This is a genomic window from Arthrobacter sp. 10N43, from assembly GCF_056394525.1.
This window is the reverse complement of sequence record NZ_JBFTIA010000004.1, coordinates 182,607-197,018: the sequence shown is the minus strand read 5'-3', so window position 1 is coordinate 197,018 and position 14,412 is coordinate 182,607. Positions and strand designations below refer to the sequence as shown.

Sequence of the window (14,412 nt, the reverse complement as noted above, 5' to 3'; positions counted from 1 at the left end):
GGGCCGGCTGCTTTTCTCCGGGCGCTCTGCTAGACCTCTTCTACGGAACTGGGCTCTGCACGAGACAGATCGATGCCCAGTTCTTCCGCAGCCGTGAAGACTGCGTCATCAGAGTCACGCATTTCAATTGTGGTTCCGTCCGTGGAAAGCACTTCCACGTTCAGGCACAGCGACTGCATTTCCTTGATCAAGACCTTGAAGGACTCAGGAACGCCCGGCTCGGGGATGTTCTCGCCCTTGACGATGGCTTCGTAGACCTTCACACGACCGTGGATATCATCCGACTTGATCGTGAGGAGCTCCTGGAGCGTGTAGGCGGCGCCGTAAGCCTCGAGCGCCCACACTTCCATTTCACCGAAGCGCTGGCCACCGAACTGTGCCTTACCACCCAGCGGCTGCTGCGTGATCATGGAGTACGGGCCGGTGGAGCGGGCGTGGATCTTGTCGTCCACCAGGTGGTGGAGCTTCAGGATGTACATGTAGCCGACCGAGATCGGATCCGGGAACGGCTCGCCGGAGCGGCCGTCGAACAGACGGGTCTTGCCGGAAGAGTTGATCAGGCGGTCGCCGTCGCGGGTGACGTTGGTGGAATCGAGCAGGCCCGTGATTTCCAGTTCACGCGCACCGTCGAAGACCGGCGTCGCCACAGTGGTCTGGCCACTCTCGCGCGGCAGGTTCGGCAGCTGCTTGACCCACTCGGGCTCGCCCTCGATCTTCCAGCCGGTCTTGGCAACCCAGCCGAGGTGCGTTTCGAGCACCTGGCCGACGTTCATACGGCCCGGAACACCCAGCGGGTTCAGGACGATATCAACGGGGGTACCGTCGGCAAGGAAGGGCATGTCCTCGATCGGAAGGATCTTGGAGATAACACCCTTGTTGCCGTGGCGGCCGGCGAGCTTGTCGCCGTCGGTGATCTTGCGCTTGGCAGCCACGTAGACGCGCACCAGCTGGTTCACGCCCGGGGGCAGCTCGTCGTCGTTGTCGCGGTCGAAGACGCGGACACCGATCACGGTGCCGGACTCGCCGTGCGGAACCTTCAGGGAGGTGTCGCGCACTTCGCGGGACTTCTCACCGAAGATGGCGCGCAGCAGGCGCTCTTCCGGGGTCAGCTCGGTCTCGCCCTTGGGGGTGACCTTACCGACCAGGATGTCGCCGGCTTCAACCTCGGCACCGATGTGGATGATGCCGCGCTCGTCCAGGCCTGCCAGGACTTCCTCAGACACGTTGGGGATGTCACGGGTGATTTCCTCGGCACCAAGCTTGGTGTCGCGGGCATCGATCTCGTGCTCCTCGATGTGGATGGAGGACAGGACGTCCTCGGCCACGATGCGCTGGGACAGGATGATGGCATCCTCGAAGTTGTGGCCTTCCCATGACATGAATGCCACAAGCAGGTTCTTACCGAGGGCGAGCTCGCCCTGGTCCGTTGCCGGGCCGTCAGCGATGATGCCGCCAACTTCCAGGCGCTGGCCTTCGTTAACCAGGACACGGTTGTTATAGCAGTTGCCCTGGTTGGAGCGGGCGAACTTGTTGATGCGGTAGTTGGTTTCCGTACCGTCGTCGTTGAGCATGATGACCAGCTCAGCGGAGACCTCGGTAACCACACCGGCCTTCTTGGCGATGGTGACGTCACCGGCGTCGACAGCTGCGGCGCGTTCCATGCCGGTACCGACGAACGGCGCCTCGGAACGGACCAGCGGCACGGCCTGGCGCTGCATGTTGGCACCCATGAGTGCACGGTTGGCATCGTCATGCTCGAGGAACGGGATCAGGGCGGTAGCCACGGACACCATCTGGCGCGGGGAAACGTCCATGAACTCGACGTCGGCGGCGGGAACCAGCACGGGCTCGCCTCCACCACCGCGGGCGCGGACCAGGACGGTCTCTTCCGCGAAACGCTTGTTCTCGTCGAGCGGGGCGTTGGCCTGTGCGATCAGGACCTCGGCCTCGTCGTCGGCCGTGAGGTACTTGACCTCATCGGAGACGACACCCTCGGCAACAAGGCGGTACGGGGTCTCGATGAAACCGAACGGGTTGATGCGTCCGTAGGATGCCAGCGAACCGATCAGACCAATGTTCGGGCCTTCAGGAGTTTCGATGGGGCACATACGTCCGTAGTGGGACGGGTGCACGTCACGAACTTCCATGCCGGCACGGTCACGGGACAGACCACCCGGGCCAAGCGCGGACAGGCGGCGCTTGTGGGTCAGACCCGACAGCGGGTTGTTCTGGTCCATGAACTGGGACAGCTGGGAAGTTCCGAAGAACTCCTTGATGGCTGCCACGACGGGACGGATGTTGATCAGGGTCTGCGGCGTGATGGCCTCGACGTCCTGGGTCGTCATGCGTTCGCGGACGACGCGCTCCATGCGGGACAGGCCGGTGCGGACCTGGTTCTCGATGAGTTCGCCGACGGCGCGGATGCGACGGTTGCCGAAGTGGTCGATGTCATCGATCTCGACGCGGAGCTCGTGGTCCTGGCCGTCGCGCTTACCCGTGAGGGTCTTCTCGCCGGCGTGCAGCGCAACCAGGAACTTGATCATGGCCACGATGTCTTCAACGTGCAGGACCGAAGCTTCCTTGTCGCCAAGGGAGCGGTCGATGCCAAGCTTGCGGTTGATCTTGTAACGGCCAACCTTGGCCAGATCGTAGCGCTTGGAGTTGAAGTACAGGTTGTCCAGCAGGGACTGGGCAGCCTCAACCGTGGGCGGCTCGCCCGGTCGCAGCTTCCGGTAGATGTCCAGCAACGCGTCTTCGCGGGTCTCGGTGGCGTCCTTCTCCAGCGTCGCGCGCATGGAGTCGTACTGGCCGAATTCCTCGAGGATCTGGCCTTCGGTCCAGCCGAGGGCCTTCAGCAGCACGGTGACGGACTGCTTGCGCTTGCGGTCAAGACGGACGCCGACCTGGTCGCGCTTGTCGATTTCGAGTTCGAACCAGGCGCCACGGGACGGGATGATCTTCGCGGTGAAGATGTCCTTGTCACTGGTCTTGTCGGCGGTGCGCTCAAAGTAGGCGCCCGGGGACCGGACCAGCTGGGAGACGACGACACGCTCGGTGCCGTTGACGACGAAGGTGCCCTTCTCGGTCATCAGCGGGAAGTCACCCATGAACACGGTCTGCTGCTTGATTTCGCCCGTGTTGTTGTTCATGAACTCGGCCTTGACGTACAGCGGAGCCGAGTACGTTGCGTCCCGGTCCTTGCACTCAGCCATGGTGTATTTGGGGTCAGCGAACTCCGGCTCGGAGAAACTCAGGGACATGGTGCCCTGGAAGTCCTCGATCGGGGAGATCTCTTCGAAGATGTCGGACAGACCCGAGGAGGTGGCGACGCTGAGGTCGCCTTCTTCGACGGCCTTCGCAACGCGCGCCTGCCAGCGTTCGTTTCCGACCAGCCAGTCAAAGCTGTCGGTTTGCAGGGCGAGCAGATTCGGAACATCAAGGGGTTCGTGAATCTTTGCGAATGAGAGCCGGCGGGTTGCACCGTCGGTGCTGTCGGCATTGATAGCGGTAGCGTTGTTTACATTAGAGGTGCTCGAGGCGACCAAGAGGGATCCTTCCACAGACCTTCAGGCGTTGTCAGATCTCCCCCGTTATGCACTCTGCAGAATGACTCCGCAGCGCTACCAGTCCGGTTCCGCTATATGACCCGGGACCCGCGCTGTCCATGCTGGTGCACGTTATTGACGGCACATTGATAGAACAGCTGTCAGGCTAAGCCCACCGCTATATGAAGGCTGAAGGTAAACAGGGAAGACGCAAATATCTACGATACGGCAAAGCAACCTACTTGTCTACCCCACTTCCGCCGGGATTGCAAGCACAAAGTTCCGGCGGGGATCCGGCAGGGATCTACTGGGGGTTCTGTTGAGTCTTGTTGCAGCGCTGCCTCAGTCTCGCCAGTCGGCGGCGGCGAGGGCCGGGACCGGGCCGAATGGATAGGTGACGGGGCTCACGATAACGTAGACATAAGTCGACGTAGATCGGAAGAAAAAACCATGAGCAATCCTGCAGACAACAACGATGTTGTCATCCTCTCCGCCGCCCGCACCCCCCAGGGACGCCTGAACGGGCAGCTGGCCAGCTTCACCGCCGTCGAGCTCGGCAGCCACGCCATCCGGGCGGCCCTTGCCGCCAGCGGCGTCAAAGCCGACCAGGTGGACAGCGTCATCATGGGCCAGGTCCTGCAGGCCGGGGCGGGCCAGAACCCGGCACGCCAGAGCGCGATCGGCGCCGGCATCGGCTGGAACGTCCCCACCGTGACCATCAACAAGGTCTGCCTCTCCGGCCTCACCGCGGTGATCGACGCCGCCCGGATGATCCGCAGCGGTGACGCCACGGTGGTGGTCGCCGGCGGCCAGGAATCCATGACCCGCGCACCGCACGTGCTGCCCGGGTCCCGGCAGGGCTGGGCGTACGGCACGGTCCAGGCCCTCGACGTGGCCGCGCACGACGGCCTGACCGATGCCTTCGACGGCCAGTCCATGGGGCTCTCGACCGAGAGCAAGAACCTGACCCTCGGCATCGACCGGGCTTCCCAGGACCGGGTGGCCGCCCAGTCGCACCAGCGTGCGGCGCGGGCCGCCAAGGACGGGGTCTTCGACGGCGAGATCGCCGCGATGAGCGTCAAGCAGCGCAAGGGCGATCCGATCGCCGTCACCTCCGACGAGGGCATCCGGCCGGAGACCAGCGTCGAATCGCTGGCCGGTCTCCGGGCCGCGTTCGTCACGGACGGAACCATCACAGCCGGCAACTCCTCTCCCCTGTCCGACGGCGCCGCCGCCCTGGTGCTGACCAGCCGGAAGTTCGCCGAGGACAACGGCCTGGACTACCTCGCCGTCGTCGGCAAGCCCGGCCAGGTCGCCGGTCCGGACAACTCGCTGCATTCCCAGCCGTCCAACGCCATCAAGAACGCCCTGGACAAGGCCGGCTGGTCCGTCGCCGACCTCGACTTCATCGAAATCAACGAGGCATTCGGCTCCGTGGCGGTCCAGTCCCTGAAGGACCTCGACTATCCGCTGGAGCAGTGCAACATCCACGGCGGTGCAATCGCCCTGGGCCACCCGATCGGGGCCTCCGGCGCCCGACTGGCCCTGCACGCGGCCCACGAACTCAAACGCCGCGGCACCGGCAAGGCGGCCGTGTCCCTGTGCGGCGGCGGCGGACAGGGCGAGGCCCTGCTGCTGTACCGCGACTGAACCGCCACCCGCAGACCCAAGAGAACCGGCAACGACCAGGAGCAGGAAAGGCTTGACGCGGATGGTGGAACAACGGACAACCAGCGGCGGCCGCGAGCGGTTCCTGGCCGACGCCGCGGCCCGCGGCCTGGACGTCGAGATCGTGGAACGCCTCGCCGCCAGGAGCCTTGAGGAGGCGGCCGGAATCCTGGGAATCCAACCCGCGGATATCGTGAAGTCCCTGGTGGTCAAGCACAAGGACGGGAGCTTCCTGTTCGCCCTGGTCCCGGGCGACCGCCAGATCTCCTGGCCCAAGCTGCGGGCGCTGCTGGGCGTCAACAAACTCTCGCTCCCGGCGGCGGAGACCGCGTTCGAGGCCACGGGGTACGAGCGCGGCACGATTACGCCGCTGGGCAGCATCCGCCCCTGGCCGGTCTACGCCGACCGGACCATCACGGGCCGGCGGATCTCCATGGGTGCCGGGGAACACGGCTACAGCGCTTTCGTGGACGCCGACGCCCTGACGGCGGCCCTTGGCGCCGTCAGGGCGGACATCACCGAACCCAACTAGCCCGCGCGGGTTAAAACCAACACCTCTTAAAAGCGACGCGGGGTCACTTACAGCCCATCCGGCGGTCAGGATGGGACGCAGGTGACCCCGCGTTCCTTGGTGTGCGTGTTGGGGTGGCGGGAGTGCTAGGCCGTGACGGTCAGCGGCGCCCCGTTGACGGTGAGCCGCCAGTTGGCCTGGCTGAAGGTGGCGACGTCCAGGGTGCCGCGGTCCACGACGTAGTCGATGATGCGCTGCCGGATCTCCTGCTGGCTGTTCGAGAGCACCGGTGCGCTCTTGACGGCCGGGAAATTGCCGCCGCCGCTCTGCCGGTAGTTGTTGATGGCCAGGGCGAATTCCTGCTCGGGCCGCAGCGCCTGGCCGCCGTAGCTGAGGTTGGCGATCCGGTCCCCCGCCGGCCGGGCGAGGTCGATCTCGTAGTCCAGCGGCGCGTCCAGGCCGTAGACGACGTCATAGTTGTAGTCCGGGGTGCCGTTCGGGGCCGCGGCCGTGACGGCGTTCGTGACGTCCTGGGCCCTGGCCGTGGTGGAGGTCACCGGTTTGAAGTACTGCGCGGACCACTCGAGGTAGGCCTTGACTTGCGCCCCGGTGACCTTGATGGACAGCAGCGTGTTGTCGAAGATATACAGTCCGGCGACATCGCGGATGGTCAGCGGTCCGGCCTTGACGTCCACTGCCCGGGAGAAGGCCGCTGCAATGGACAGGACGGGCAGCCCGGCCGCGGGACCGTTGGCGAGCTCGGCCTTGATGGTGCTGGCCTGGACGTAATTGATGGCGTCGATCGCGGCGGAATCCTCCCAGCAGGCGGTGGCCGTGCTGAGCGGGGCGGTGGAGGTCCCGATGACCTCGTTGACGTAGCTCACGGTGGCCTCGTGCCCGGCCTGCACGGCCCGGACGACGGCGGGATCGGCGTCGACGGTTTTGGCGTCCAAAAGGAGCGAATGCGCTGAGGTGACGCTCCACTTCCCCTTTTCCTTGGCGAGTCCGAGGTCCATGACCGATACGCGCATGCCCCACTTGAGCGGCTCGGTCAGGAGCACCTGCTTGCCTGTGGCCTTGTTGGTGACGAAGCGCTCCGGGATCTCCAGGTGGGCGTGCCCGACCAGGATGGCGTCGATGCCGGGGACTTCCTCGGCGAGCTGGGTGGACGCGTTCTCGGGGAAGGGCAGGGCGTCGCCGTAGGAGGATCCGGGCGTCGCCCCGGAATGGCTGGTGACGATCACGACGTCGGCCCCGGCGGCCTTCACCTGCGGGATGACGGTCTTGGCCTCCTCGACAATGCCGTTGAAGTCGAGCTTGCCCTGGACGTTGTCGCGGTCCCAGAGTGCGCAGCCGGGCGTCACGAAGCCGACCAGGCCGACCATCAGCCAGCCGCTGTCCGTCTTGATCCGCTTCAGGACGTAGGGCGTGAAGGCGCGCCTGCCCGAGACGGCGTCGTGGACGTTCGCGCCCAGGAGCGGGAAATCCAGTTGCTTCTCCCAGGTCCGCAAAAGTGGAATGCCGTAGTTGAACTCGTGGTTGCCCAGCCCCACGGCGTCGTAGCCGATCGCGTTCATGGCCAGCGCCATGGGGTGCTTCACCGTTGCCGAGATGGGCTTGATCTTGGCGAAGTAGTAGGCCAGGGGCGTGCCCTGGATGGTGTCCCCGGCGTCGATGGTCAGCGTGTTGGCCGCGCCGCGCTCGGCCCGCATGGCGTTGATCAACGTGGCGGCCTGCGCGATACCGATCCTGTTGCCGGCGGCGTCGGCATAGGCGGTGTTCTTGAAGTAGTCCCAGTTGAAGACGTTGTTGTGCAGGTCCGTGGTGCCGAGGACCGTCAGCGTGAACTGCTTCTTGCTGCCGGGCTGGCCCCCTCCTGGTTGTTCGCCGGCCGCCTGTGCTGCCGGGCTGCCGGCCAGCGCGGCGGCGGCTGCGCCTCCGCCTACGAGGGCCGCCGTGAGCATGGCGCGGCGGGAGGGGGAAGTGTTTGGGTCCGTCATTGTGGGTGAACTCCTGAACGTTGGGGGCCGGTGGGCACAAATCCAAAGTCTAGGGTCGAGCCATCAAGTGCGACAGGGGTATCAGAAAAACTTTGCCAAATCCTTGGGCGCCGTTCACCCGCGCCCCCGGGATGTGTATGCCCGGGCCGGGAATGCAGGAAACCCCGCCCACCTGAGTGGACGGGGTTTCCTTCGAGCAGTGCGGATCGCGATGGATCCGGACGGCAGGAGTTACTTGAGGGTAACGCGGGCGCCAGCTTCTTCGAGCTGAGCCTTTGCCTTCTCGGCAGCTTCCTTGGTGGCGCCTTCGAGAACAGCCTTGGGTGCGCTGTCAACCAGGTCCTTGGCTTCCTTGAGGCCCAGGGAGGTGATGGCGCGAACTTCCTTGATCACTGCGATCTTCTTGTCGCCAGCAGCTTCGAGGATGACATCGAAGTCGGTCTTCTCTTCGGCTTCCTCAGCGGCAGCGCCACCGGCGGGGCCGGCAACGGCAACAGCAGCAGCGGTAACTTCGAAGGTCTCTTCGAAGAGCTTGACGAACTCGGAGAGCTCGATGATGGTCAGTTCCTTGAAAGCTTCAATGAGCTCTTCGTTGGTGAGCTTCGCCATGGTGTGGCGTCCTTCCTATAGTGGTGCCCGGCGGGCCTGAGGCTCGCTGTCGCACCGGAGTCTTATGGAGAAGAGGACTAGTTCTCTTCGGGGGCTGCGGCTTCGGCCGGTGCTTCGGCCTCGGCTGCTGCATCTGCTGCGGGAGCTTCTTCAGCGGCGGGTGCTTCGGCTGCTGCCGGGGCACCGTTCTCTTCTTCAAGCTTGAGGCGCAGTGCGTCAATGATGCGTGCAGCAGCGGCAGCAGGAGCCTTGAGGATGCCTGCAACCTTTGCGAGCTGCAGCTCACGGGACTCGAGTGCTGCCAGGGCAGCAACTTCGGTGGCGTTCAGAGCCTTGCCCTCGAAGTAACCGGTCTTGATGACCAGCTGCTTGTTGGCCTTGGCAAAATCCGTCAGGCTCTTGGCAGCGGCAACTGCGTCACCCTTGATGAACGCGATTGCAGTGGGGCCGGCAAGCTGACCGTCGAATGCTTCGACACCAGCTTCCTTGGCTGCAATGGCGGTCAGGGTGTTCTTGACGACCGAGAACTTGGTTTCCTGGCCGAGAGAAACACGCAGCTGCTTGAGCTGTGCAACGGTGAGCCCACGGTATTCGGTCAGGACAGCGGCGTTCGATTCCTTGAAATCGTTAGTGATCTCAGCTACTGCTGAAACCTTGCTAGGCGTTGCCATAACCCTCCTTCCGGGGATAGTGCCGGTATGTCCGGGGCCCCGCTCAAGAGAGCTAAAACTAAAAAACGCCCCGCGCAGATGCACGGGGCTTGTCTCGACGCGGTCCATGACCACGGAGCTTTGCTTCGTTCACCTGCGCCGGCCGCCCTATGTTCAGGGTCCTTCGTCCGGAAATCCACTGCGCTCTCCCGGCGCGACTGCAGAATTGAGTCTTGCTTGGGAGAGTGGATTTCCAACAACCGACGGTCTTTGGTCATGCCAGCTTACGGGACACCGGGCGCGGGTTCCAAATCGGGCGGGCAGGAGCCCGCCGGACAGGGCCGGACAGGCCCGGCCGAAAGAGTCCGCTGTCCCTCAGCTGACGCTCGGGCCGAAGTCGGGGAGCTCTTTCTGCCAGAGGCCCGTGACGCCCGCCGTCGTGAATCCGAGCTGCTGGTTGACCTTCAGGAGGTAGCGGTTCTCCGGGGCGTTCCAGGTGTACAGGACACGGGCGTCCGGGAACTGTTCGCTGAGCCGCTCCATGTTGGCAACCTTGATCAGCAGCCCGAGCTTGTTGCCGCGGTGTTCCTGCAGCACCACGGTGTCATCCTGGAAGACGACATCCGGGCGCAGCGCCAGGACGCTGATGGTGGTCAGGCCAACGAGCGTTCCACTGGCGATGTGCTCGACGGCGGTGACCACAGTCCGGCGGCCCTGGGCGATGGTGACCTCTTCCGCCTCCCGGAGGATTCCGCCGTCGAACACCATCTCCTGGGCGTCCGGGCCGGGCACTTCGTCCTCGCCTGCCTGGTTCTCCAGGGCGGCGACAGCCTCGAGCCACTGGTCAGGACACCGGTCGGTCCAGTGGTGAAGGCGGTAGCGGCCGCCATTGGCTTCCTCGGCCTCGGCCTCGAGTTCGGCGACGAGTTTGCTGTCCAGCGGAAGTGCGCAGGAACTGAACTGTTCGATGTGCTGCAGGGTGTAGCCGGTGTGACGGGCAAATTCGACGTCGCGGCTTCCCAGCGGGACAAATCCGACGCCGCTGCCGGGCACGAGCTGCTCGGCTTCCGGGTCCCTCAGGGTGGATCCCGGGTGGTTGGTGTCGATCAGGATGGTGTGGCGGCCCTCGTCCCGGGCCAGGTGCTCCGCGGCCTCCAGCAGCTGCCGCCCCACGCCCTGGCGCCGGAATTCGGGCAGGATGTCCAGCGTGAATTCGGCGAGGTCGAGGTTGTCCACGAGCGGCAGCGCGATGTCCGCCGTCCCGACAATCACGCCGTCGATCTTGGCGACAAGGATCACCTGGCGTTCGTAGGGGTCCGCCATCTCGAGGAGCTTCTCCTGCGGCGCATAGGCGAGGTCGTCGGTGCCCCAGGTCTGCATCCGGACTCTTCTTCCCACCTCGACGGCGGCCAGAAAATCCGCGGCATCGGGCGCGTCAAGGGAATCGGGGATCCACAGCTGCTCAATCCGTACTTCGTTTGCCATAGAGGGCATCTTCCCAGCCGTTGTGCCATCCACCATCGGTCCGGCCCGGCTCACACCGGGCCTTCAACCGCCAGCATATGCCGGTTTGGGCCACTCTTCCATTGGTGACGCGGGTCCGTTGGTGACGCGGGTCCGTTGGTGACGCGGACGGTTTCGCTCCAGTGGCTTCCCGTCCGCCGCGGGAGGTCAGTTCCGGCCGCCGCGACCAGCTGCGCCCGCGGGGGCCGCGGTCCGCTGCCACTCGCCGTCGTAACCGGCCGCCTTGAAGCCCAGTGCGATGTTGATGCTGAGCATGTGATCGTTTTCCGCGGCGTTGTAGGTCAGCACACGCCGCACCGCAGGGAATTGTTCCCGCAATTGGCGCAGGTTGAGGATCTTGATGAGCATGCCGAGCCGGTGGCCGCGGTGGTTCGCCGCGACCAGGGTGTCGTCCTGGCTGGCCAGCCAGGGTTTGTCCGGTTCAGTTTGGAGGACCGTGTAGGCGGCCAGCTCCCCGGTGGCCCGGTGCCGTGCCGCCGCCACCAGGGAGGACTGGCCGGCCCGCCGCCAGATGTCCTCGACGTGGCGGACCCGGGCGACGTCCCAGGTCTCCGGCTCGTAGCTCAGCGCGCCACTGGGGGCGTCGGTGCTCATGCGGGACATCAGCACCGCGAGCCCGGCGGCGTGTTCCTCGGGGCAGGCATCCCACCAGTGCAGGAGCTCGTAGTCCCCCGCGTGGGCCACGGCATCCCGTTCCAGAACGTCCAGGTCCGCGGTGTTGAGGTCCGCGGTGTTGAGGTCCGCGGTGTTGAGGTCCGCTGTGTTGGGGTCCTCTGCGTTGGTGTCGGCGGTGGGCGGGAGGTCGAGGGAGCTGAACCGTTCCACCTGCTCGAGGCGGTAGCCGGCGTGTCCGGCGAACCGGACGCCGGGCGCGGCGGCGGGAAGCGCCCCGGTGCCCGTGGCGGGCCTGATGACGTTTGGGCCGTCGACGTCGAAATCGGCCGGGTGCTCCGTGAAGGTCTGCAGTATGGTCCGTCCGTCGGCAGCTGCAACCGCTTCGGCGTGCTCCAGCAGTGCCCGGCCGATCCCCCGGCCGGTAAAGGCATCCAGGACACTCACGTGCAGAAGCGCGCTGCTGAGGTTGTCCTGCAATTCGAAGCGGACCCAGGAGCTGGCCACCATGCGTCCGTCGACCCGGACGAAAAAGAGCCGCACCCGGGTGTAGGGACTGTCCCGCCAGTACTGAAGACGCGCTGCCGGGGACGTGGCCCGGTCAAGGTTGCCCCACGTCTGCAGCACGAGCTCATCGGAGAGTGCCATGAATTCCAGGAAGTCCGCTGCGTCGGCATCAACGCGGGCGCCGTCAAGGCTTGCAGGCAGGGAAAGGGGCTCGATAAGGTACGACGGCGTAGTCACCGGGACAGCCTAACCGGCAAGTCCGGCCGCTCCAAGGGCTCCGGGACGGCTAATGAGTCCGGGACGGCGGGGGTTCCCGGGCGCCGAAACGGCGAAAGGCCGCCCCGCTGGTGCGGGACGGCCTTTCGTTTGGAACTGGAGGCGCCGTGGGGCTGGTGGCGCCGTGGATCCGGTGAGGACTAGACCTCGGTCAGGACCTTGGTGACGTTGGGGTCAACCGAGATGCCCGGGCCAAACGTGGTGGCGACGGTGGCCTTCTGGATGTAGCGGCCCTTGGAAGCGGACGGCTTGAGGCGAAGGACCTCTTCCAGTGCTGCCGCGTAGTTCTCGGCCAGCTTGATGGCGTCGAAGGAAACCTTGCCGATGATGAAGTGCAGGTTCGAGTGCTTGTCGACGCGGAAGTCGATCTTGCCGCCCTTGATGTCGTTGACAGCCTTCGCGACGTCAGCGGTCACGGTGCCGGTCTTCGGGTTCGGCATCAGGTTACGCGGACCCAGGACCTTACCGAGGCGGCCAACCTTGCCCATGAGGTCAGGGGTGGCGACGGCGGCGTCGAAGTCGGTCCAGCCGGCGGCGATCTTTTCGATCAGGTCATCGGAGCCAACGAAGTCGGCGCCGGCTGCGATTGCAGCCTCAGCCTTGTCGCCCGTTGCGAAGACGAGGACGCGGGCGACCTTACCGGTGCCGTGCGGCAGGTTGACGGTGCCGCGGACCATCTGGTCGGCCTTGCGAGGGTCAACGCCCAGGCGGAAAGCGACCTCAACGGTGGCGTCGAACTTGGACGGGTTGGTGTCCTTGGCGAGCGTCACTGCCTCGAACGGCGCGTAGAACTTCTCCGCGTCGATCTTGGCGGCGGCTGCCTCATATGCTTTGCTGCGCTTTGCCATGCTGCTTATTTCTCCTTGTGCAGTTGTGGTCTGCGGACCGCGCTGGGCCCTGCCACAGGCGGTATCCCGGCTGGATTATCTGTTCCGGAATTCCGCTTTTCAATGTTTAGGTGGTGCCGGCTGGCCGGCGGTGCTGACGGCGTCGTGATCGGGTACCCGAACCCGGCCCATCAGCGGACGGGAATTAACCCTCGACGGTGATACCCATGGAGCGGGCGGTGCCGGCGATGATCTTCGCTGCGCCTTCGAGGCTCGTGGCGTTGAGGTCTTCCATCTTGGTGGTGGCGATCTCGTTGACCTGGGCCTGGGTCAGCTTGGCAACCTTGACGGTGTGCGGGGTAGCCGAACCCTTGGCGACGCCTGCAGCCTTCTTGATGAGCTCTGCAGCCGGCGGGGTCTTGGTGATGAACGTGAATGAACGGTCTTCGTAGACCGTGATCTCCACGGGGATAACGTTGCCGCGCTGGGCTTCCGTCGCAGCGTTGTACGCCTTGCAGAATTCCATGATGTTGACACCGTGCTGGCCAAGCGCAGGACCGATCGGCGGGGCCGGGTTAGCGGCACCTGCCTGGATCTGCAGCTTGATGAGGCCGGTGACCTTCTTCTTGGGAGCCAATGTAGGTCCTTCTCTCAAATACGTCCTGGGGCACAGGAGCGTGCCTCAGGTTGGTGGCCGCCATGGCAAGGCGGCCGGCCGCTCCGTGACTGCTAAGCGGGCAGTCCGGGGCGAATTCTGTGGGAACAGCTAGATCTTGCTGACCTGGTTGAACGCCAGGGTGACCGGAGTCTCGCGCTCGAAGATGGATACCAGCACCACGAGGGTCTGGGAATCGATCTTGATCTCGGAGATCGTGGCGGGGAGGGTCTCGAACGGGCCTTCCTTGACGATGACCGACTCGCCAACCTCGAAGTCGACGTCGACCTGGGCGGCGGCGTGCTTGACGGGCTTGCCCTTCTCGGCCTGCTCTTCCTCGAAGACCGGGGCGAGCATGGAGAAGACCTCATCGAGGCGCAGCGGGACCGGGTTGTGGGCGTTGCCCACGAAGCCGGTGACGCCGGGGGTGTGGCGGACGGCGCCCCAGGAGGCGTCCGTCAGGTCCATGCGGACCAGGACGTAACCGGGGATGCGGACGCGGTTGATGACCTTGCGCTGAGCGTTCTTGATCTCAACGACTTCCTCCATCGGAACCTGGATTTCGAAGATGTAATCTTCCATGTCCAGGGTCTGGATGCGGGTCTCAAGGTTGGCCTTGACGCGGTTCTCGTAGCCTGCGTAGGAGTGGATGACGTACCAGTCACCCTCCTGGCGGCGCAGCTTGCCCTTGAATTCCTCGGCAGGGTCGACCTCGGCCTTGGCGGCCGCGGCTGCCAGCGCGTCGGTATCTTCGTCGGATTCTTCGGCGTCTTCAACGTCGGTATCTTCAGCGTCGGTATCTTCAGCGTCGCCGGCTTCGGCGTCTTCTTCCGCGACTACGGCCTCGTCAGCGACGTCGGATTCGGGCGCAGCAGACGCGGCCTCGGACTCTTCCGTGGCTTCCACCGCGGCGTCCTGGCGCTTATCCAGCTCAGTCTCAGTTACCTCGAGCTCCTGCTCAGACACTTGGTCTCCTGCTTCCTCATTGCCTAACATGCCTATTTAAATGACTCAATTCCGCACACTCC

General features: G+C 64.8%; 11 protein-coding genes. 2 read left to right on the top strand and 9 right to left on the bottom strand.

Annotated features, from left to right (window positions below):
* Positions 1–29: 29 nt before the first annotated feature.
* Positions 30–3,545 (bottom strand): DNA-directed RNA polymerase subunit beta, encoded by a 3,516-nt coding sequence (gene rpoB, locus AC1DDO_RS09125; RefSeq protein ID WP_476971773.1) that lies wholly within the window; start codon positions 3,543–3,545, stop codon positions 30–32.
* A gap of 450 nt (positions 3,546–3,995) precedes the next feature.
* Between rpoB and AC1DDO_RS09120 the strand changes: the two genes are divergently transcribed.
* Entirely contained in the window at positions 3,996–5,195 is a 1,200-nt protein-coding gene (locus AC1DDO_RS09120; RefSeq protein WP_476866670.1) for an acetyl-CoA C-acetyltransferase, read from the top strand.
* 61 nt (positions 5,196–5,256) lie between these two features.
* The gene (locus AC1DDO_RS09115) at positions 5,257–5,745 is read left to right on the top strand and encodes an aminoacyl-tRNA deacylase (RefSeq protein ID WP_476866671.1); all 489 of its coding nucleotides are present in this window, start codon (positions 5,257–5,259) and stop codon (positions 5,743–5,745) included.
* A gap of 125 nt (positions 5,746–5,870) precedes the next feature.
* Here the strand turns inward: AC1DDO_RS09115 and AC1DDO_RS09110 are convergent, their stop codons facing one another.
* The 8 genes from AC1DDO_RS09110 to nusG all read right to left on the bottom strand — a co-directional run bounded on the left by AC1DDO_RS09110 (position 5,871) and on the right by nusG (position 14,350).
* The gene (locus tag AC1DDO_RS09110) at positions 5,871–7,724 is read right to left on the bottom strand and encodes a bifunctional metallophosphatase/5'-nucleotidase (RefSeq protein ID WP_476971772.1); all 1,854 of its coding nucleotides are present in this window, start codon (positions 7,722–7,724) and stop codon (positions 5,871–5,873) included.
* A 231-nt stretch (positions 7,725–7,955) separates the two neighbouring features.
* On the bottom strand, positions 7,956–8,333 hold the full coding sequence (gene rplL, locus AC1DDO_RS09105) for a 50S ribosomal protein L7/L12 (RefSeq protein ID WP_441407830.1): 378 nt from the start codon (positions 8,331–8,333) through the stop codon (positions 7,956–7,958).
* 77 nt (positions 8,334–8,410) lie between these two features.
* Positions 8,411–9,004, bottom strand: a complete 594-nt coding sequence (gene rplJ, locus AC1DDO_RS09100) for a 50S ribosomal protein L10 (RefSeq protein ID WP_441407829.1) — start codon at positions 9,002–9,004, stop codon at positions 8,411–8,413.
* Positions 9,005–9,358: 354 nt separating this feature from the next.
* On the bottom strand, positions 9,359–10,468 hold the full coding sequence (locus AC1DDO_RS09095; RefSeq protein WP_441407828.1) for a GNAT family N-acetyltransferase: 1,110 nt from the start codon (positions 10,466–10,468) through the stop codon (positions 9,359–9,361).
* A 186-nt stretch (positions 10,469–10,654) separates the two neighbouring features.
* A complete protein-coding gene (locus AC1DDO_RS09090) occupies positions 10,655–11,863 on the bottom strand; it encodes an N-acetyltransferase family protein (protein ID WP_476971771.1) in 1,209 nt (402 codons plus the stop codon).
* Between the two features lie 179 nt (positions 11,864–12,042).
* The gene (gene rplA / locus AC1DDO_RS09085; protein WP_091251962.1) at positions 12,043–12,750 is read right to left on the bottom strand and encodes a 50S ribosomal protein L1; all 708 of its coding nucleotides are present in this window, start codon (positions 12,748–12,750) and stop codon (positions 12,043–12,045) included.
* Between the two features lie 184 nt (positions 12,751–12,934).
* Positions 12,935–13,366, bottom strand: a complete 432-nt coding sequence (gene rplK, locus AC1DDO_RS09080) for a 50S ribosomal protein L11 (RefSeq protein ID WP_018773647.1) — start codon at positions 13,364–13,366, stop codon at positions 12,935–12,937.
* A gap of 129 nt (positions 13,367–13,495) precedes the next feature.
* Complete coding sequence (gene nusG, locus AC1DDO_RS09075) at positions 13,496–14,350, bottom strand: transcription termination/antitermination protein NusG (RefSeq protein ID WP_476866674.1); 855 nt, start codon at positions 14,348–14,350, stop codon at positions 13,496–13,498.
* Positions 14,351–14,412: the final 62 nt, after the last annotated feature.